Raw genomic sequence first — 20030 nt, 5'->3', positions numbered from 1 at the left:
GCTCCTCGGGTTTTCGGCCAACGCAGCGAGCGTGCGTGCCCGGGGCACCCCTGGGGGCACCCCTGGGGGCACCCCTGGGGGCACCCCCAGCGGTAGCTGGGGGAGGTAGCTGGGGGAGCGTCGCGACGGGGCAAACGTTGCCGGGAGGGGCACAGTACGCTCCGGCCGTGACCACGATCGAGCCGCCCTACCTCCGTATCGCCTCCGACATCCGCCGGCGCATCGCCTCCGGCGAGTTGGCGCCGGGTGACCTGGTGCCGTCCACGCGCCGGATCACCCAGGAGTGGGGGGTCGCGATGGCGACGGCCACGAAGGCGCTGGCCGCGCTGAAGAAGGAGGGGCTGGTGCGGGCCGTGCCGGGTGTCGGCACGGTCGTGGGTGATCCCGGGCCGGCCGGGCGTGCTGCGCCGGCAGCAGGGCTGACCAGGGACGTCGTCGTGGCCACGGCAATGCGGATCGCGGACGCCGAGGGGATGGCCGCGGTCTCCCTCCGGCGGGTGGCCACCGAACTGTCCACCTCCACCTTGGCGCTGACCCGCCATGTGCGGGGCAGCGGCGAGTTGATGTGGCTGATGGCGGACGTCGCGTTCGCGGAGGAGGAACCGGACACGACTCCGGACGGCTGGCGGGCGCAACTGGAGCTGTCCACCCGGCGGATGTGGCGGATCTTCCGCCGCCACCCCTGGCTGACGCAGGCGATGGGTTCCTTCACCCGGCCGATCCCGTCCGCGAACGGCATGAAGCACACCGAGTGGGTCATGCGGGCCCTCTCCGGTCTGGGCCTGCGCCCTTCCCAGATGATGCAGATCCATCTCTCGCTCTTCGCCTATGTCCAGGGCTTCGCACTGGCAAGCGGGATGGAGTCCCAGGCACGGCAGGACACCGGGGTGAGCCCCGAGGAGTGGATGGCCCTGCAGGACTCGCGGATGCGGGCGATCCAGTCCTCGGGGGAGTACCCGGTGCTCACCTCACTGTTCATGCGGGATCCCGGGATGGACCTCGAACTGGACACCCTGTTCGAGTTCGGACTCCGGCGCACCCTGGACGGAATCGCCGCGCTCCTCGGTGAACTGTCCGTATAGCGAACATGACGTTACGGCCAACGAACCATTTTCGGCCAACCTTTTGACGCGCTCCTGACAGGAACTCAAGACCGGTGGCACTCTCTTCACCGTTCTGCGCATCCACCCTGCACCACACGGGCGGCCCACCCAGTCGCCCGTCCCCTCACGTATGCAGAAGGAGTCTGCGTTGAGACCCACCCCCCATCGGCGCGCCACCGCGATCGGTGCGCTCGTCGCCGCCGCAGCCATGCTGACCGTCGGAGTCCAGGCCGGTACCGCCACCGCGGGCAGCCTGCCGACCGCGGCACCCACCGCAGGCAAAGCCCTCGGCAAGGTCAACCCCGGAGCCCTCCCGGCAAGCCTCAGCCCCGCCGAGCGCACCGCGCTCATACGCGCCGCCGACGCGTCCAAGGCGGAGACCGCCAAGGAACTGGGCCTGGGCGCCCAGGAGAAGCTGGTCGTCCGCGATGTCGTCCAGGACCGCGACGGCACCACGCACACCCGCTACGAGCGCACCTACCAGGGACTTCCGGTCCTCGGCGGTGACCTGATCGTCGAGGAGACCAAGGCCGGCGTCACCAAGTCGGTCACCAAGTCCTCCAAGGCGGCCCTGAAGAACGTCGACACCACCGCCGACGTCGCGCCCGCCACGGCCGAGAAACAGGCACTGTCCGCCGCTTCCGCCGAGGGCTCCACCAAGACCAAGGCCGACCGCGCCCCGCGCAAGGTCGTCTGGATGGCCAAGGGCAAGCCGGTCCTCGCGTACGAGACCGTCGTCGGCGGCCTCCAGCACGACGGCACCCCGAACGAGTTGCACGTCGTCACCGACGCCGCGACCGGCGCGAAGCTCTACGAGTGGCAGGCCATCGAGACCGGCGTCGGCAACACGCAGTACAGCGGCCAGGTCACGCTCGGCAGCGCGCAGTCCGGCAGCACGTACAACCTGACCGACACCACGCGCGGCAACCACAAGACGTACAACCTCAACAAGGGCACGTCCGGCACCGGCACCCTCTTCTCCGGCGCCGACGACGTCTGGGGCAACGGCTCCCCGTCGGACGCCGAGACCGCGGGCGCCGACGCGCACTACGGCGCCGCGCTCACCTGGGACTACTACAAGAACGTGCACGGCCGCACCGGTATCCGCGGTGACGGTGTCGGCGCGTACTCCCGGGTCCACTACGGCAACGCCTACGTCAACGCCTTCTGGTCCGACTCCTGCTTCTGCATGACCTACGGTGACGGCTCCGCCAACGCGAAGCCGCTGACCTCCATCGACGTGGCCGCCCACGAGATGACCCACGGCGTCACCTCCAACACCGCCGGCCTGATCTACAGCGGCGAGTCCGGCGGTCTGAACGAGGCGACCTCCGACATCTTCGCCGCCGCAGTCGAGTTCTACGCCAACAACGCGAACGACCCCGGCGACTACCTGGTCGGCGAGAAGATCGACATCAACGGCAACGGCACCCCGCTGCGCTACATGGACAAGCCCAGCAAGGACAGCAGGTCCAAGGACTACTGGTACTCCGGCATCGGCTCGGTCGACGTCCACTACTCCTCGGGCCCGGCGAACCACTTCTTCTACCTGCTCTCCGAGGGCAGCGGCGCCAAGACGGTCAACGGTGTGTCCTACGACTCGCCGACCGTCGACGGCCTCCCGGTCACCGGTATCGGCCGCGACAAGGCCGAGCTGATCTGGTTCAAGGCCCTCACCACCAAGTGGGGCAGCAGCACCAACTACGCGGGCGCCAGGGCCGGCACCGAGGCCGTCGCCGCGGCCCTGTACGGCACCGCCAGCGCCGAGTACAAGTCGCTCCAGGACGCCTGGGCGGCCATCGGTGTCGGCGACCGTCCCGGCACGTCGACCGGCCCGGTGTACGAGAACACCACCCCCGTCTCCATCCCGGATGCCGGCCCCGCGGTCTTCTCGAACATCAACGTGACCCACGAGGGCAACGCCCCGGCCACCCTCAAGGTGGGCGTGAACATCTCCCACACCTGGCGCGGTGACGTGGTCATCGACCTGGTGGCCCCCGACGGCACCGTCTACCCGCTGAAGGCCGCCAGCGGCGGCGACTCCGCGGACAACATCGTGGCGACCTACACGGTCAACGCCTCCAGCGAGGTCGCGGCCGGCACCTGGAAGCTGCGCGTCCGGGATGTCGCCAGGTTCGACACCGGCAAGATCAACAGCTGGAAGCTCTCCTTCTGATCCACCCTTGGTTCCACCTTCCGATCAGCAGCTGATCCGAAGGTGTTGGTGCCCGGAGCCCCTCGGCTCCGGGCACCGCCCATGTCCGGGGCGAGTGAGCCCCTCCCCCGGAGGCGCTGGGTTCGCCAGTCGGTGCCCCTGTCCACCAGGCGAATGAGCCGAAGGGGCTCGGCTCCACGCGCCGGAGGCGCATATCGGCACGGTGAAAGGGAGTGGGGGCACCCCTGGGGTGCCCCCAGGGGTAGCTGAGGGAAGTAGCTGAAGGAGCACGGAGGTCCTGAGGAACGAGGCCCGAGGCTGCATCGATATGCGGCTCCGCCGCGTGGTCGACCGTCGACACAGCCTCGAGCGCCCCCATTGAGGTCCTCCCCCGGACGAAGTCCGGGGAGAAGCGAGCCCAAAAACCAGCTCAGCGCATCAGCACCCCCGCGCCCTCGCCCGTCGCCTCCGTGGGCAGGGCGACCAGTCCGAGGTCCGCGCCGGTGGCGAGCAACCGATGGGCCGGCAGGATGCGGACGGTGTAGCCGAAGGGGCCCGTGCGGTCGAGGGCGAGCGGTCCCTCGTACACCCAACTGCCGTCGAGGTCCGCGTTGCCGGCCGGTTTCAGGGGGAAGGTGTGGGCGTCCGCGATCGCGTCGTCGGAGTCGACGCGCCCGGCGACGGCCTGCACCTCCACGTCGTCCGGCTGCAGTCCGCCGAGCGTGACGCGGACCCGCAGACCGAGGGCGGAGCCGAGCTCGGCGGTGCCGTTGACCGTGGCCGGTTCGGCCACGGCCTCCACATGGCCGACGCTCACCTGCGGCCAGGCGTCGCGCACACGGGCCTTCCAGGCGGCGAGTTCACGGGCGGTGGTGCTGTCCAGGGCACGGTGGGCCTCGGCGGCCGGGGTGTACAGCCGCTCCACGTATTCACGCACCATGCGTCCCGCCAGGACCTTGGGGCCCAGGGTCACCAGGGTCTGGCGGACCATCTCGATCCAGCGGCCGGGCAGTCCGCCGGTGCCGCGGTCGTAGAAGCGGGGCGTGACCTGCTGCTCGATCAGGTCGTAGAGAGCCGTGGCCTCGATGTCGTCGCGCCGCTCCGCGTCGATGGCTCCCGAGCCGCCGTCGCCGTCGGCGGTCGGAATGGCCCAGCCGAAGTCGGGCCCGAACCATTCGTCCCACCAGCCGTCCAGGACGGAGAGGTTGAGGCAGCCGTTGAGCGCGGCCTTCATACCGCTGGTGCCGCAGGCCTCCAGGGGCCGGAGGGGGTTGTTGAGCCAGACGTCGCAGCCGGGGTAGAGATTCTGCGCCATCGCCATGCCGTAGTCGGGCAGGAAGACCAGCCGGTGGCGCACCCTCGGGTCGTCGGAGAAGCGCACCAGCTCCTGGACGAGCCGCTTGCCGCCGTCGTCGGCCGGGTGGGCCTTGCCGGCGACCACGATCTGCACCGGGCGCTCCGGGTGGAGGAGCAGGTCCATCAGCCGGTCGCGGTCGCGCAGCATCAGGGTGAGGCGCTTGTACGAGGGGACTCGGCGGGCGAAGCCGATGGTGAGGACGTCGGGATCGAGTACGGAGTCGATCCAGCCGAGTTCGGCGGCTCCGGCGCCGCGCTGCCGCCAGGACGCGTGCAGCCGCTGCCGTACCTCCAGCACCAGCCGTTCGCGCAGGACCCGCCTGAGGTCCCAGATCTCGGCGTCCGAGATGTCGGCGAGGGCGTCCCAGCGTTCGGAGCCGCCGACGGTGAGGGCGTCCTCGGCACGGCCCGCGCCGATCCGGCGGGCGCCGATCCGGAACACCTCGGGGGCGACCCAGGTGGGTGCGTGCACCCCGTTGGTCACCGAGGTGATGGGGACCTCGTCCGGATCGAAGCCCGGCCACAGACCGGCGAACATCTCCCGGCTGACCCTGCCGTGCAGAGTGGACACGCCGTTGGCCCGCTGGGCCAGCCGGAGGCCCATCACGGCCATGTTGAAGAGGTTCGGCTCACCCCCGGGGTAGCTCTCCGTGCCGAGCTGGAGGATCCGGTCGACGGGTACGCCGGGCAGTTCGCCGCCCTCGTCGAAGTGGCGGGCGACCAGCTCACGGTCGAAGCGGTCGATGCCGGCCGGGACGGGTGTGTGCGTGGTGAACACCGTGCCGGCCCGCACCGCCTCCAGCGCGCCGTCGAAGTCCAGGCCGGCCGCGGCCAGCTCCCGGATGCGTTCCAGGCCGAGGAAGCCCGCGTGACCCTCGTTGGTGTGGAACACCTCGGGCGCCGGCCGGCCGGTGAGCCGGCAGTACGCCCGTACGGCACGGACACCGCCGATGCCGAGCAGCATCTCCTGGAGCAGCCGGTGCTCGCTGCCGCCGCCGTACAGCCGGTCGGTGACCTCGCGTTCGCCGGGACCGTTCTCCTCGACGTCGGAGTCGAGCATCAGCAGCGGCACCCGGCCGACCTGCGCCTGCCGGACGTGGGCGTGCAGCAAGCGCCCGCCGGGCAGCGAGAGGACGACCCGGCTGGGGGTGCCGTCCGCCTCCCGCAGCAGGGCCAGCGGCAGCTCATTGGGGTCGAGGACCGGGTAGTGCTCCTGCTGCCAGCCGTCCCGGGACAGGGTCTGCCGGAAGTACCCGTGCCGGTAGAGCAGGCCTACCCCGATCAGCGGTACACCGAGGTCGCTGGCGGCCTTGAGATGGTCGCCGGCCAGGATCCCGAGGCCGCCGGAGTACTGCGGCAGGGCGGCGGTGATCCCGAACTCGGGCGAGAAATAGGCGACGGCGGCGGGCAGCGAGGCGCCTTCGGCCTCGCGTGCCTGGTACCACCTGCGGCCGCGTACGTAGTCGTCGAGGTCGTCGGCGGCGGCCGACAGCCTGCGCAGGAAGCGGCGGTCGCGCGCCAGCTCGTCGAGCCGCGCGGCGGACACGGTCCCGAGCAGCCGCACGGGGTCGCCGCCCACCGCGCGCCACCCCTGGGGGTCGACGGACTGGAAGAGGTCACGGGTCTCGGTGTGCCAGGACCAGCGCAGATTGCGGGCGAGGTCGCTGAGCGGGCGGAGGGGATCTGGGAGGACGGGGCGTACGGTGAACCGACGAATGGCCTTCACGTGCTCCACCTTCGCAGGGGACATACGGATCCGGGCGGACGCACGGCGAGACGTGCTCCGCCCTTCACCCTCGACGTTAGCCCGCACCGGCCCCGGCCAACCACGGCGCGATCCGCTGCGCGGGGCGGCGCCGGGGGCGCGGTGTTGCCGAACCGCGTCGGACGACCGGTGTGTCCGTCCTCGAACGCCGGACAGGCCGGGGGCGGCGCACCCCATCGAGCCGGAACGCCGGCCCCGGCTCGCCGAACCTCCTTCTGCAGGTGGACAACTGATCCACGCGCAGCACCGCAGCAGCCGGCCCCGTCCTGCCGGCGGGGCCGGTTTCCCTGTCCGCGCCATTACGGGGCAGTAGTTGGCAAAGAGCCGGAATGCTCGCCCCGCGTGCGTGGAAGGCTTGTCCGGTACGCAGCCAGTAGGTCCTGTCCGGTTGATCAGGCCGGATCAGCGAGCGCCCGCCGCAGAGCGGCTGGTGTCCCGGTGGTGCCGTGCATCGCAAGGCGGAGGAGGGAGTCCATGCGGTGGGGGCACCTCCCAGCGGCAGCTGGGGGACATCGGCGGCCGACGACAACGGTGGGGGCACCTCCCGTGCCCGAAGGGCTACGGGGGAGAGGCGCGGTGCCTGGGGGCACCTCCCAGCGGCAGCTGGGGGAGTGTCGCGAGCCCGGCATGGTCGACCGGACAGGACCTGACACCCCCCATGCATCCGTATCCGCCCACCCGAGTGAACGCGGACAGGAGCGGCCATGCCCGCAGCCCGGCAGCAAGTACAAAGGACGAACCCCCACGAAGATCTGCACCTCGTCACGCCCGCGCACCCACCCGCGGGCGCACCCGCACCCGTGCAGACCCGACCCTCAGGTGAGCCCATGATCGGTCGCATCCCCGTTCTGGATGTACACCCAGCCGTCGAGTGCGGCAGAAGGCCGGCGAAGGCCGTGGCCGGCGAGTCCTTCCTGGTCAGCGCGACCGTCTTCCGGGAAGGCCATGAGGCGGTCGCCGCCGATGTGGTGCTGCGCGACCCCTCGGGACGTACCGGCCCGTGGACCCCCATGCATGAACTCGCACCCGGTACGGACCGCTGGGGCGCCGAGGTCACCCCGGACGCCGAGGGCCACTGGACGTACACGGTGGAGGCCTGGGCCGATCCGCTCGCCACCTGGCGGCGCCACGCCCGGATCAAGATTCCGGCGGGTATCGACACCGCGCTGGTCCTGGAGGAGGGCGCCGAGCTGTACGAACGGGCAGCCGCCGGGGTGCCGGAGAAGGAGGGCCGGGAGGCGGTCCTCGCGGCCGCGGAGGCGCTGCGCGACGAGTCGCGTCCCGCCGCGGAACGGCTTGCCGCGGCCCTCGGCCCCGACACGGACGCCGCACTGGCCCGTCATCCGCTGCGCGAACTGGTCTCCTCCTCACCGCCCATGCCGCTGCTGGTCGAGCGGCGCCGGGCGCTGTACGGATCGTGGTACGAGTTCTTCCCACGCTCCGAGGGCGCGAAGGTGGAGAAGGACAGCCCCCCGGTCTCCGGCACCTTCGCGACCGCCGCCGAACGGCTGCCCGCCATCGCGGCGATGGGTTTCGATGTCGTCTATCTCCCGCCCATCCACCCCATCGGCACCACCCACCGCAAGGGCCCCAACAACGCACTCTCGGTGGGACGGCACGATCCGGGCGTCCCCTGGGCGATCGGCTCGCCCGACGGCGGCCATGACGCCGTCCACCCCGACCTGGGCACCTTGGAGGACTTCGACCGCTTCGTCGCGCGGGCCCGTGAGCTGCAGCTGGAGGTCGCCCTGGACTTCGCCCTGCAGTGCTCCCCCGACCACCCCTGGGTGGAGAAGCACCCCGAGTGGTTCCACCATCGCCCGGACGGCACGATCGCCCATGCCGAGAACCCCCCGAAGAAGTACCAGGACATCTACCCCATCGCCTTCGACCAGGACATGGACGGGCTGGTCGAGGAGACCACGCGGATCCTGCGGTTCTGGATGGAGCGCGGTGTACGGATCTTCCGCGTCGACAATCCGCACACCAAACCGGTGGTCTTCTGGGAGAGGGTGCTCGACGACATCAACGACAGCGACCCCGACGTGATCTTCCTGGCCGAGGCGTTCACCCGCCCGGCGATGATGCGCACCCTGGGCGCGATCGGCTTCCAGCAGTCGTACACGTACTTCACCTGGCGTACGGGCAAGCAGGAACTGACCGACTACCTCACCGAGCTGTCCGGTGAGACCGCCCATTACATGCGGCCCAATCTCTTCGTGAACACCCCGGACATCCTGCACGAGTACCTGCAGAACGGGGGCCGTCCCGCCTTCGGGACACGGGCGGTGCTCGCCGCGACACTCTCGCCCACCTGGGGCGTCTACGCCGGATACGAGCTGTGCGAGAACACGCCGTTGCGGGAGGGCAGCGAGGAGTACCTGGACTCGGAGAAGTACCAGCTGCGGCCCCGCGACTGGCGGGCCGCCGAACGCGAAGGCCGTTCGATCGCCCCGCTCATCACCGCGCTCAACCGCATCCGGCGCCGCAGCCCCGCGCTCCAGCAGTTGCGCCGGCTGCACTTCCACAGCGTCGACAACGACGCCCTGATCGCCTACTCCAAACGGGAGGGTTCGAACACCGTTCTGGTGGTCGCCAACCTCGACCCCCACCACACCCAGGAGGCAACCGTCTCGTTGGACATGCCGGAGCTCGGCCTGGACTGGGACGAGACCGTTCCGGTGCGCGACGAGCTCACCGGCGAGACCTATCACTGGGGCAGGGACAACTATGTGCGCCTCGAGCCGGGTGTCGCCCCTGCGCACATCCTCACCCTGCGACCGTCCTCACCGATCGGAGGGTCAGCCACACGATGATCGTCAATGAGCCCGTCCCCGACACATTCGAGGACACGCCCGCCAAGGACCGCGACCCCGACTGGTTCAGGCGAGCGGTCTTCTACGAGGTGCTGGTCCGTTCCTTCCAGGACAGCAACGGTGACGGCGTGGGCGACCTCAAGGGCATCACCGCCAAGCTGGACTATCTGCAGTGGCTGGGCATCGACTGCCTCTGGCTGCCGCCGTTCTTCAAGTCCCCCCTGCGCGACGGCGGATACGACGTCTCGGACTACACGGCCGTACTGCCGGAGTTCGGCGATCTCGCCGACTTCGTGGAGTTCGTCGACGCGGCCCATCAGCGGGGCATGCGCGTGATCATCGACTTTGTGATGAACCACACCAGCGATCAGCATCCGTGGTTCCAGGAGTCGCGCAACAACCCGGACGGCCCGTACGGCGACTACTACGTCTGGGCGGACGACGACAAGCAGTACCAGGACGCGCGCATCATCTTCGTCGACACCGAGACGTCCAACTGGACCTTCGACCCCGTGCGCAAGCAGTACTTCTGGCACCGCTTCTTCTCCCACCAGCCGGACCTGAACTACGAGAACCCAGCCGTGCAGGAGGAGATCCTCGCGGCCCTGCGCTTCTGGCTCGACCTGGGGATCGACGGCTTCCGGCTGGACGCCGTGCCGTACCTGTACCAGGAGGAGGGCACCAACTGCGAGAACCGCCCGGCCACCCATGACTTCCTCAAGCGGCTACGGGCCGAGATCGACACGCACTACCCGGACAAGGTGCTGCTCGCCGAGGCCAACCAGTGGCCCGAGGACGTCGTCGACTACTTCGGCTCCTTCGAGGGCGGCGGCGACGAATGCCATATGGCCTTCCACTTCCCGGTGATGCCGCGCATCTTCATGGCCGTACGGCGGGAGAGCCGGTACCCCGTCTCCGAAGTGCTCGCCAAGACCCCGGAGATCCCGTCCAGCTGCCAGTGGGGCATCTTCCTGCGCAACCACGACGAGCTGACCCTCGAAATGGTGACGGACGAAGAACGCGACTACATGTACGCGGAGTACGCCAAGGACCCGCGGATGCGCGCCAACATCGGCATCCGGCGGCGGCTGGCGCCCCTGCTGGACAACGACCGGAACCAGATCGAGCTGTTCACCGCGCTGCTGCTCTCCCTGCCCGGCTCGCCGATCCTCTACTACGGCGACGAGATCGGCATGGGCGACAACATCTGGCTCGGCGACCGGGACGGGGTGCGCACCCCGATGCAGTGGACGCCGGACCGCAACGCGGGCTTCTCCTCCTGCGACCCGGGGCGGCTCTATCTGCCCACGATCATGGACCCGGTCTACGGCTACCAGGTCACGAATGTCGAGGCGGCGATGTCGTCGCCGTCCTCGCTGTTGCACTGGACCCGCCGGATGATCGAGATCCGCAAACAGAACCGGGCCTTCGGGCTGGGCTCCTACACCGAGCTGCCCTCGTCCAACCCGGCGGTGCTCGCCTTTCTCCGCGAGGCCCCGCCTCAGGAGGGGCAGGGGGACGATCTCGTCCTCTGCGTGAACAACTTCTCGCGGTTCGCGCAGCCGACCGAGCTGGATCTGCGGGCGTTCAACGGGCGGTATCCGGTGGAACTGATCGGCGGGGTGCGCTTCCCGGCGATCGGCGAATGGCCGTATCTGCTGACCCTCGCGGGGCACGGCTTCTACTGGTTCCGGATCCGGCGTGAACACCGTGAGTAGTACGCTCACAGCGCTCTGCCCGGCAGAACCCGAGCCCGCCGGGCGGGCGGCTCGGTCACCAACGGCACGCACACGCGCGTGAAAGCTCTCCGAGTGATCGGAGAGAACTCGGCACCGACATCGGTGACGAGAACGCCCATGGTTCCGGATCAGGATTCACGTTCACGGCCGATGGCCATGCACGAGGGTGGGGCGGTTTCCATTGCCCCGCCCTGGGCACTCTTCCCGGATACCGTCGGCAACTGGGCCAACCGGCCCTACCTGTACGGATCATCCTGAACCGACACGTCCCGCACCAACGGACAGCCAACGCCGCAATCCGGGACACTCTGCGCATTCTTTATGGGTGTGCCCGGGGAAAGGACGCGTTGCCATGCCGAAGGCTGCCTCCACCCGGATCACTCCGCGCCTCACCCCTCTGCTGCTCTCACTCGCCCCATTGCTGCACGCCTGGCTCCCCCGACAGCGCTGGTTCGCCGGCAAGGGCACCCCGGTCACCGGCTTCTCCCCGGTGTCCGCCACCGAACTGCTCCCCGTGGACGGCGGGGGTCTGCTGCATCTGCTGGTACGGGCCCACCAGAACGGCACACCCGGACCCGGTGACTGCTACCAGCTGCTGCTCGGCGTACATCACACCCTGCCCACCCGGCTCGCCCCCGCGTTCATCGGCCGGCCCCAGGACGGCCCGCTGGCCGGCCGGGCCGTGTACGACGCGCTCCAGGACCCCCGGCTGGCCGGACTCCTGCTGGAGCGGCTGCGCACCCCCGGACAGCTGGGCACCCTCCGTTTCGACCGCGCCCTCTCGACCGCCATCCCGGCCGGGCTCCCCCCGCGCCGGCTCGACGCCGAACAGTCGAACTCCTCACTGGTGTACGGAGATACGTTCATCCTGAAGGTGTTCCGCCGGATCCACCCCGGCGTCAACCCCGACCTGGAACTCCCCCTCGCCCTGGCCCGGCAGCACTGCTCCCGGGTACCCGCCCCCGTCGCCTGGTTCGAGGCCACCGACCTCGACGGCACCGGCGAACCGGCAACACTCGGGGTGCTCCAGCCCTATCTGCGCGGCTCCGAGGACGGCTGGCAGCTCGCGCTGCGCGCCCTGTCCGCCGGATCCGGCTTCCTCGCCGAGGCCCGTGCGCTCGGCCGCGCCACCGCCGAGGTGCACACCGCGCTGGCCGCCGCCCTGCCCGCGGTCACCCTCGGCCGGCCGCAGACCCGGCTGCTCGCCGCCGGGATGAAGGACCGGCTCGAGGCCGCCGCCCGGGCCGTACCGGCGCTCTCCCCCTACGTACCAGGGCTGCGCGCCGCCTTCGAGGCCGTCGCCGGCACCCCCGACGACGGGCACAGCCTGGAGGCCCAGCGCATCCACGGCGATCTGCACCTCGGCCAGACCCTGCGCACCCCGGACGGCGACTGGTCGGTCATCGACTTCGAGGGCGAACCGGCCCGCCCCCTGGCCGAACGCCGCGAACCGCAGCCCGCGGTGCGCGACATCGCCGGAATGCTCCGCTCCTTCGACTACGCGGCCGGCACCCTTCCCCAAGCCCTCGACTCCGCTCGAGCAGGGGAGACCCCATCGCCCTGGAACGCCGAATGGGCCGCCGGCTGCCGGGAGGCGTACTGCGAGGGCTACGCGGAGGCGTCCGGGACCGACCCCCGTTCCGAACCGGCGCTGCTGCGCGCGTACGAGACCGACAAGGCGGTGTACGAGGTCCTCTACGAGGCCCGCCACCGCCCCGACTGGCTCCCGGTCCCGATGGCCGCGGTCCGCCGCCTGGCCCTGCCGTGACACCACCAACGAAGGAGGCCGTACCCGTGACGCACCGATCGTCCTCTCACCGTCCGTCCGAGCCCCAGGCCGCACCGCGAGCCCCGGCCGCGGAGACATCGCCGACACCCGACAGTCCGGCGCCGGACCATCAGGCCGCCGCCCCCGGGGCGCCGCATACGCGGCGCAGCGGGAGCCATGGCGTACGACCCGCGCCGCCGCTGCCGGGCGAGGACCGGGAGCGGCTGCTCAGCGGTACGCACCACGACCCGCATGCCCTCCTCGGCGCCCACTCGGTGCGCGGCGGCGTGGTGTTCCGGGTCCTGCGTCCGTACGCGCAGTCCGTGACCGTGGTCGGGAAGGGGCTGTGCGCCGAGCTGCACGACGACGGTGACGGTCTCTTCTCCGGCGTGCTGCCACTGCAGGCCCTTCCCGACTACCGGATCGTCGTCGAGTACGACGGCACCGACCACGAGATCGACGACCCGTACCGCTTTCTGCCCGCCCTCGGAGAGCTCGACCTCCATCTGATCCGTGAGGGCCGCCACGAGGAGCTGTGGCGGGCGCTCGGCGCACGGACGATGACCCACCAGGGCGTCACCGGGACCCGTTTCACCGTCTGGGCCCCTAACGCACGCGGGGTGCGGCTCGCCGGTGGCTTCGACTACTGGGACGGCACCGCCCTGCCCATGCGCTCGCTCGGCGCTTCCGGCGTCTGGGAGCTGTTCGTGCCGGGCATGGGCGAGGGCGCGGTCTACAAGTTCGACATCGCCCGGCCGGACGGCAGCCACACCCTGCGGGCCGATCCGATGGCGCGCCGCACCGAGGTGCCGCCGCACAACGCCTCGATCGTGACCGAGTCGCACCACGTGTGGCAGGACGGCGACTGGATGGCGCGGCGCGGGGAACGTGCGCTGCACGAGTCGCCCTTCTCGGTCTACGAGGTGCATCTCTCCTCCTGGCGGCCCGGGCTGACCTACCGGCAGCTCGCCGAGCAGCTGCCGTCCTATGTGAAGGACCTGGGCTTCACCCATGTGGAGTTCCTGCCCATCGCCGAGCACCCCTTCGGCGGATCCTGGGGCTACCAGGTCACCGGCTTCTACGCCCCCACCTCCCGGATGGGCACCCCGGACGACTTCCGCCTGCTCGTCGACGCCCTGCACCGGGCCGGCATCGGGGTCATCATGGACTGGGTGCCGGCGCACTTCCCCAAGGACGACTGGGCGCTCGCCGAGTTCGACGGGCGGCCGTTGTACGAGCACCCGGACCCGGCCCGCGCCGAGCACCCCGACTGGGGCACGCTCGAGTTCGACTACGGGCGCACCGAAGTCCGCAACTTCCTGGTCGCCAACGCCGTGTACTGGTGCGAGGAGTTCCACATCGACGGCCTGCGGGTCGACGCCGTCGCCTCCATGCTCTATCTCGACTACTCGCGCGAGCACGGGCAGTGGAGTCCCAACCGGTTCGGCGGACGGGAGAACCTGGACGCGGTCTCCTTCCTGCAGGAGATGAACGCGACCGTCTACCGTCGCTGCCCCGGCGTGGTGACCATCGCGGAGGAGTCCACGGCCTGGGACGGTGTCACCCGGCCCACGCACCACGGCGGACTCGGTTTCGGCCTCAAGTGGAACATGGGCTGGATGCACGACTCGCTGGTCTACATGTCGAAGGAGCCTGTTCACCGGAAGTACCACCACAACGAGATGACCTTCTCGATGGTGTACGCGTACAGCGAGAACTACGTCCTGCCGATCTCGCACGACGAGGTGGTGCACGGCAAGCGGTCCCTCGTGTCGAAGATGCCGGGCGACTGGTGGCAGCGGCGCGCCGACCACCGGGCGTATCTGGGCTTCATGTGGGCGCATCCCGGCAAGCAGTTGCTCTTCATGGGCCAGGAGATCGCCCAGGGCGCGGAGTGGTCCCACGACCACGGCCCGGAGTGGTGGCTGCTGGACGACACGTACCACTCGGCGGGCGATCACCGGGGCGTACGCGACCTGGTCCGCGACCTGAACCGCGCGTATGCCGAAACCCCGGCCCTGTGGGAACGGGACACCGTCCCCGAGGGCTTCTCCTGGGTCGACGGCGGCGCGTGGGAGGACAATGTCCTGGCCTTTCTCCGCTTCGACGCCTCGGGCTCGCCCCTGCTGGCGGTCAGCAACTTCTCCCCCGTCGTCCGGCACGAGTACCGCCTGGGTGTCCCGGAGCACATCCCGGCGTGGACGGAGTTCCTCAACACCGACGCGGCGGAATACGGCGGCAGCGGCGTCCTCAACTCGGACCCCGTCAAGCCGGAGCAGGAACCGGCCCACGGCCGCGCGATGAGCGTCCAGCTCACGCTGCCCCCGCTGGCGACGGTCTGGCTGCGCCCGGCATAGCCTCTCCGGCGGGCCGGCCCCTCCCCCATGGGGCCGGCCCGGGCTCTCAGCCGGCTGCGCGGGTGAGTACGCCACGCAGCGTCGTGACCGTCCGGGTCCACTCCTCGGCGTCGGAGGTCTCGCCCCACAGGTCGCACAGCTCCGACGCGGGGGCGAGTATCCGGTCCACGGCCCGGATCGCCAGGGGCGTGAAGTCCGCGGGCAGGGCGGGGATGCGCCCGTCCGGGCCGTACACCGGATCGGCGGAGGCGCCGCCGGGAAGGTGCGCCGCGACGAGGGACGCCGCAGCGAGGGCGTCGGCGGCGGAGTCAAGCAGGCCGTCCAGCGGCCCGTCGTGGGGGCCGACAAGGTGGGCCGCCTGCTGATCGGCGGGCTGGGCAGGTTCGCCGCCGAAGCGTCGCTGCGACCGACCCAGGTCAACGGCTACCCGGCGCTGGTCTTCCAGCTCGACGGCGAGCTCGACACCGTCATGGCGGTGCGGATCGACGACGGCCTCATCACCGGGCTCTACGCCGTGCGCATTCCCGAGAAACTGTCGCACATGCAGCGGGAGACCGCCCTGCGCCGCTGAGCCCGGGCCCCTCGGACTACGCGCTCGACGGCGCGGACGACATCTGCCGGCTGCCGGGCGTGGTCGCGGAGGCCGTCGCGCTGCAGGCCGGGGGCGGCCCCGGCCAGGAGTGCGGCGGGCGCGGTCAGGCGCCGGGGGCCCGGAAGCGGACCGACTTCTTCGCGGCCGCGTCGATCTCCTCGGGGGTGAGCAGCGGGACCGCCTTGGACATCACGGCTCCGGTGGCGCGGACCGCCATGGCGGTGGCGACCATCGACACGTCGTCGGGCATGTCGATGACGCAGTACAGGTCGTCCTCGCCGAGCGCGAAGTACATGGTCTCGAGCGTGCCGCCGCACGATGTGACATTTTCCTGCACGGCGGATCTGCGGCCCGTACCGCCCTCGGCGAGCAGCCCCTTCGTTCCCTCTGCGGTGTAACTGGCCTGGACCAGGTACTTCGGCATCTGGCTCTTCCCTTCTCCGGAAGCACCGCGGGTGCGGTCACGCCTTCACCCTTGGGCAACCCGCGCCGTCCGGCCACCCGGAGGCCGCCGAGCGGGAACGGCGCTGCCCGGACCGCCGCGAGGGCGGGCCGGGCAGGGCGGGAACGGTGCCGGTCAGGCCGGGACCGATGCCTTCTCGGACTCGTCGCGCTGGGGCGCGGTGTCCGCGGGGGCGCTGTGGCCGTCGTCGACCAGGGTCTTCTCGTCGAACGGCACACGGCCCTCCAGGACCTCGGCCATCCGCGCCTTGTCGATCTCCTTCGTCCAGGTGCCCACCAGCACCGTCGCCACCGCGTTGCCCGCGAAGTTGGTCATGGCGCGGGCCTCGCTCATGAAGCGGTCGATGCCGACGATCAGGCCGACGCCGTCGACCAGGTCGGGGCGGTGCGACTGGAGGCCGCCGGCCAGGGTGGCCAGGCCGGCGCCGGTGACGCCTGCCGCCCCCTTGGAGGCGATGATCATGAAGACGAGCAGCGAGATCTGCTCGCCGACGGACAGCGGCTTGCCCATCGCCTCGGCGACGAAGAGCGAGGACATCGTCAGGTAGATCGCGGTGCCGTCGAGGTTGAAGGAGTAGCCGGTCGGCACGGTGATGCCGACGACCGGCTTGCTGACGCCCAGGTGCTCCATCTTCGCGATGAGCCGCGGCAGCGCGGACTCGGAGGACGAGGTGGAGAGGATGAGCAGGAACTCACGGCCCAGGTACTTCAGCAGCGCGAAGATGTTCACCCCGGCGACCAGCCGCAGCAGCGTCCCCAGCACGAGGAAGACGAAGAGCGCGCAGGTGATGTAGAAGCCGATCATGATCACCGCGAGGGACTTCAGCGCGTCGACGCCCGTCTCGCCGACCACCGCGGCGATCGCTCCGAACGCGCCCACCGGCGCCGCCCACATGATCATGCCGAGCATGCGGAAGACCAGCCGCTGGATGTGGCCGATGCCGCGCAGGACCGGTTCTCCGGACGTGCCCATCGCCTGCAGGGCGAAACCGGCGAGCAGGGCCACGAGCAGCGTCTGCAGCACCTGGCCCTCGGTGAAGGCCGACACCAGCGTCGTCGGGATGATGCCGAGCAGGAAGTCGGTGGTGGACTCGCTGGCGCCCGAGGCCGCCTTGTCGCCCGCCGCGCGTGCCGCTTCGGTCAGGTGGAGGCCGGAGCCCGGCTCCAGGATGTTGCCGACGACCAGGCCGATGGCCAGTGCGACGGTCGACATCGCGAGGAAGTAGCCCAGCGCCAGTCCGCCGACCGTGCCGACCTTGGCGGCCTTACGGACCGAGCCGACGCCCAGCACGATGGTGCAGAAGATGATCGGCGAGATCATCATCTTGATCAGGTTCACGAACCCGGTGCCGAGTGGCTTGAGTTCGACGGCCACGCCCGGGGCCGCGAAGCCCACCACGATGCCGAGCACCACCGCGCCGATCACGGCGAGATAGAGATAGTGTGTCCGGTCCCGCCTTGCGGCCACGGCAGTCACCAGGGAACCTCCTCTTCGATGTCTCAATGCCCTCGTCCCGGAGGGCCCTGGTGAATATCCAATGCCGTGTGACTCCCGTCACCCTTATGTACATAACGTTCACACGATTTCCGGCCAGGCATCCTTGAAGCCATGCACATACGCCGCCCCCGCAGCCTCGCCGGCCAGCTCTTCACGATGCAGGTCGTGCTGATGGCCGTGGTCGTGACCGGGTGCGCGGTCTTCGCCTATGTCGCGGGCCGGACCCGGGCCGAGGAGACCGCCCGCCGCCAGGCCATCACCACCGCCGCCGCGGTCGCCGCCTCGCCGTGGGTGGCCCAGGCGGTACGGTCCGAGGACCCCGCCTCCGCACTCCAGCCGTACGCCGAGAAGGTGCGACGCTCCACCGGGGTCGCCTTCGTCGTGATCATGCGGCCGGACGGCACCCGCTGGACCCATCCGGAGCCGGACCAGATCGGCAGGAAGTTCCTCGGCCACACCGGTCCGGCGCTGCAGGGCCGTACGTTCAGCGAGACCTACCGGGGCGTGCTCGGACTCTCGGTGCGGGCCGTGGCCCCGGTGTACGACGGCTCCAAAATCATCGCCCTGGTCAGCGCCGGCATCACCGTCGACAAGATCAGCGAACAGGTGCGCGGACAGCTGACCGCGCTGCTCATGACGGCCTCGGCGGCACTCCTGCTGGGCGGCGCCGGAACGTATGTGATCAACGCCCGGCTGCGCCGCCACACCCACGGGATGAACGCCACCGAGCTCAGCCGGATGCACACCTACCACCAGGCCACCCTGCACGCCGTGCGCGAAGGGCTGCTGATGGTCGACGGACAGCGCCGCATCGCACTGATCAACGACGGCGCACGGGAACTCCTCGGCCTCGGCGAGGACACGGTCGGCCGTTCGGTGACCGAGCTCGGCCTGCCCGCCGCGCTCACCGGCGCCCTGCTGGCGAGCCGGCCGCGGGTCGACGAACTCCATGTCACCGCCGGCCGGATCGTCGTGGTCAGTACGCAGCCGGTGACCGGCGGCGGACGGCGCGGCACCGTGGTGACCCTGCGCGACCACACCGAACTGCAGGCGCTGGCCGGCGAACTGGACTCCGAGCGCGGCTTCACCCAGGCACTGCGCGCCCAGGCCCATGAGGCGGCGAACCGGCTGCACACCGTCGTCTCGCTGATCGAGCTGGGCCGGGTGGAGGAGGCGGTGGAGTTCGCCACCGCGGAGCTGGAGCTCGCACAGGAGCTCACCGACCAGGTCGTCGGCGCGCTCGGTGAACCCGTGCTGGCGGCGCTGCTGCTCGGCAAGACCGCACAGGCCCATGAGCGCGGCGTCGAGCTGGTCCTGACGGAAGGCAGCGGCATCGAGGACGGGGTCCTGCCGGACTCGTTGCCGCCCCGCGATCTGGTGACCGTCCTGGGCAACCTCATCGACAACGCCCTCGACGCGGCCCAGGGCAGTCCCGGCGCCAGGGTCACGGTGACGGTGCGCACCGAGCACGGCGGTCTGCTGCTGCGCGTCACGGACACCGGCGACGGCGTCGCGGCGGCGGACCAGGACGAGATGTTCGGCCTCGGCTGGTCGACCAAGGGCGCCGGCCGCGGTCTCGGCCTGGCCCTGGTGCGCCAGACGGCGGTCCGTCACGGCGGCACGGCGGAGGCCGCCCCGGCCCCGGACGGCGGTGCGCAGTTCACGGTGCGGCTGCCGCTGCGTACGGATGCGGAGGCGACGCGGGCATGAGCGAGCCGATCAGGGTCCTCGTCGTCGAGGACGACCCCGTCGCCGCCGACGCGCACCGGATGTACGTCGGCCGGGTGGAGGGGTTCACCGTGACCGGGGTGGCGCATTCACGGGCCGAGGCGGTGCGGATCCTCGACCGGACGCCGGTCGATCTGCTGCTGCTCGATCTGTATCTGCCGGACGGGCACGGACTACAGCTCGTACGGTCCCTGCGCGCCGCCGGGCACTCCGCGGACGTCATCGCCGTCACCTCGGCCCGCGATCTGGCGATCGTCCGCGAGGGCGTGTCGCTCGGCGTCGTCCAGTACGTCCTGAAGCCCTTCAGCTTCGCCACCCTGCGGGACCGGCTGGTCCGCTACGCCGAGTTCCGCGCCGCGGCCGGTGAGGCCAGCGGCCAGGAGGAGGTCGACCGGGCGCTCGCCGCGCTGCGCGCCCCTCGGCCCGCATCCCTCCCGAAGGGGCTGAGCGCCCCGACGCTCGAGGCGGTGACCCGTACGCTGCGCGGCTCCGGGACGGGCATGACGGCGACGGCCACCGCGGCGGAGGTCGGGATATCCCGGATCACCGCGCGCCGCTATCTGGAGCATCTGGTCGACACGGGCCGGGCCGTGCGCAGTCCGCAGTACGGGCAGGTCGGCCGTCCGGAGCTGCAGTACCGGTGGCTCTCGGAGAAGAGCTGACCGTCACCGGCAGTTCTGCGTCGCGTACG

Annotated in this window: 12 protein-coding genes and 1 pseudogene; 9 read left to right on the top strand and 4 right to left on the bottom strand. The window is 70.6% G+C overall.

Translation table 11 applies throughout. The features are described 5' to 3' along the window. The first annotated feature begins 167 nt into the window (after positions 1-167). Together ABD858_RS22825 and ABD858_RS22820 are read left to right on the top strand one after the other, a co-directional pair. Positions 168-1082, top strand: a complete 915-nt coding sequence (locus ABD858_RS22825) for a TetR/AcrR family transcriptional regulator C-terminal domain-containing protein (protein ID WP_345040611.1) — start codon at positions 168-170, stop codon at positions 1080-1082. Between the two features lie 169 nt (positions 1083-1251). Beyond that, entirely contained in the window at positions 1252-3279 is a 2028-nt protein-coding gene (locus tag ABD858_RS22820; RefSeq protein ID WP_345040609.1) for a M4 family metallopeptidase, read from the top strand. A gap of 409 nt (positions 3280-3688) precedes the next feature. On the opposite strand, the gene glgP is transcribed toward ABD858_RS22820, so the two are convergent. Beyond that, entirely contained in the window at positions 3689-6340 is a 2652-nt protein-coding gene (gene glgP, locus ABD858_RS22815; RefSeq protein ID WP_345040607.1) for an alpha-glucan family phosphorylase, read from the bottom strand. An 866-nt stretch (positions 6341-7206) separates the two neighbouring features. On the opposite strand from glgP, the gene ABD858_RS22810 reads away from it, so the two are divergent. The 4 genes from ABD858_RS22810 to glgB all read left to right on the top strand — a co-directional run bounded on the left by ABD858_RS22810 (position 7207) and on the right by glgB (position 15059). Then, on the top strand, positions 7207-9195 hold the full coding sequence (locus ABD858_RS22810) for an alpha-1,4-glucan--maltose-1-phosphate maltosyltransferase (protein ID WP_345040605.1): 1989 nt from the start codon (positions 7207-7209) through the stop codon (positions 9193-9195). Beyond that, positions 9192-10913, top strand: coding sequence for a maltose alpha-D-glucosyltransferase (treS, locus tag ABD858_RS22805; RefSeq protein WP_345040603.1), 1722 nt, complete (start codon positions 9192-9194; stop codon positions 10911-10913). The genes ABD858_RS22810 and treS overlap by 4 nt, the downstream gene beginning before the upstream one ends. A 373-nt stretch (positions 10914-11286) precedes the next feature. Continuing rightward, positions 11287-12702 carry a maltokinase N-terminal cap-like domain-containing protein gene (locus tag ABD858_RS22800; protein ID WP_345040600.1) on the top strand — a complete coding sequence of 472 codons (1416 nt, stop codon included), beginning with the start codon at positions 11287-11289 and terminating at the stop codon, positions 12700-12702. Positions 12703-12728: 26 nt separating this feature from the next. Next, positions 12729-15059, top strand: coding sequence for a 1,4-alpha-glucan branching enzyme (gene glgB / locus ABD858_RS22795; RefSeq protein WP_345040598.1), 2331 nt, complete (start codon positions 12729-12731; stop codon positions 15057-15059). A 46-nt stretch (positions 15060-15105) separates the two neighbouring features. Here the strand turns inward: glgB and ABD858_RS22790 are convergent, their stop codons facing one another. After that, positions 15106-15375 carry a DUF4259 domain-containing protein gene (locus ABD858_RS22790; protein WP_345044780.1) on the bottom strand — a complete coding sequence of 90 codons (270 nt, stop codon included), beginning with the start codon at positions 15373-15375 and terminating at the stop codon, positions 15106-15108. On the opposite strand from ABD858_RS22790, the pseudogene ABD858_RS22785 reads away from it, so the two are divergent. Then, positions 15352-15630: pseudogene (locus tag ABD858_RS22785) on the top strand (RNA polymerase subunit sigma-24); the annotation flags it as partial. The gene ABD858_RS22790 and the pseudogene ABD858_RS22785 overlap by 24 nt on opposite strands. Positions 15631-15754: 124 nt before the next feature. Here the strand turns inward: ABD858_RS22785 and ABD858_RS22780 are convergent. Both ABD858_RS22780 and ABD858_RS22775 read right to left on the bottom strand, forming a co-directional pair. Further along, positions 15755-16075 (bottom strand): GYD domain-containing protein, encoded by a 321-nt coding sequence (locus ABD858_RS22780; protein WP_345040595.1) that lies wholly within the window; start codon positions 16073-16075, stop codon positions 15755-15757. 153 nt (positions 16076-16228) lie between these two features. Next, complete coding sequence (locus ABD858_RS22775; RefSeq protein ID WP_345040593.1) at positions 16229-17590, bottom strand: cation:dicarboxylate symporter family transporter; 1362 nt, start codon at positions 17588-17590, stop codon at positions 16229-16231. Between the two features lie 132 nt (positions 17591-17722). Here ABD858_RS22775 and ABD858_RS22770 point away from each other — a divergent pair, with 132 nt between their 5' ends. Both ABD858_RS22770 and ABD858_RS22765 read left to right on the top strand, forming a co-directional pair. Further along, a complete protein-coding gene (locus ABD858_RS22770; RefSeq protein WP_345040591.1) occupies positions 17723-19321 on the top strand; it encodes an ATP-binding protein in 1599 nt (532 codons plus the stop codon). Next, positions 19318-20001, top strand: coding sequence for a response regulator (locus tag ABD858_RS22765; protein WP_345040589.1), 684 nt, complete (start codon positions 19318-19320; stop codon positions 19999-20001). Before ABD858_RS22770 ends, ABD858_RS22765 begins: the two co-directional genes overlap by 4 nt. Positions 20002-20030: the final 29 nt, after the last annotated feature.

Source organism: Streptomyces sannanensis (assembly GCF_039536205.1).
Lineage (GTDB): Bacteria > Actinomycetota > Actinomycetes > Streptomycetales > Streptomycetaceae > Streptomyces > Streptomyces sannanensis.
This window is presented reverse-complemented; position numbering and strand designations above follow the sequence as displayed.

Coding starts and splice junctions, on each gene's coding strand:
- ABD858_RS22810 (WP_345040605.1), top strand. CDS start 7,207: ATGATCGGTCGCATCCCCGTTCTGGATGTACACCCAGCCGTCGAGTGC.
- treS (WP_345040603.1), top strand. CDS start 9,192: ATGATCGTCAATGAGCCCGTCCCCGACACATTCGAGGACACGCCCGCC.
- ABD858_RS22800 (WP_345040600.1), top strand. CDS start 11,287: ATGCCGAAGGCTGCCTCCACCCGGATCACTCCGCGCCTCACCCCTCTG.
- ABD858_RS22780 (WP_345040595.1), bottom strand. CDS start 16,075: ATGCCGAAGTACCTGGTCCAGGCCAGTTACACCGCAGAGGGAACGAAG.
- ABD858_RS22770 (WP_345040591.1), top strand. CDS start 17,723: ATGCACATACGCCGCCCCCGCAGCCTCGCCGGCCAGCTCTTCACGATG.
- ABD858_RS22765 (WP_345040589.1), top strand. CDS start 19,318: ATGAGCGAGCCGATCAGGGTCCTCGTCGTCGAGGACGACCCCGTCGCC.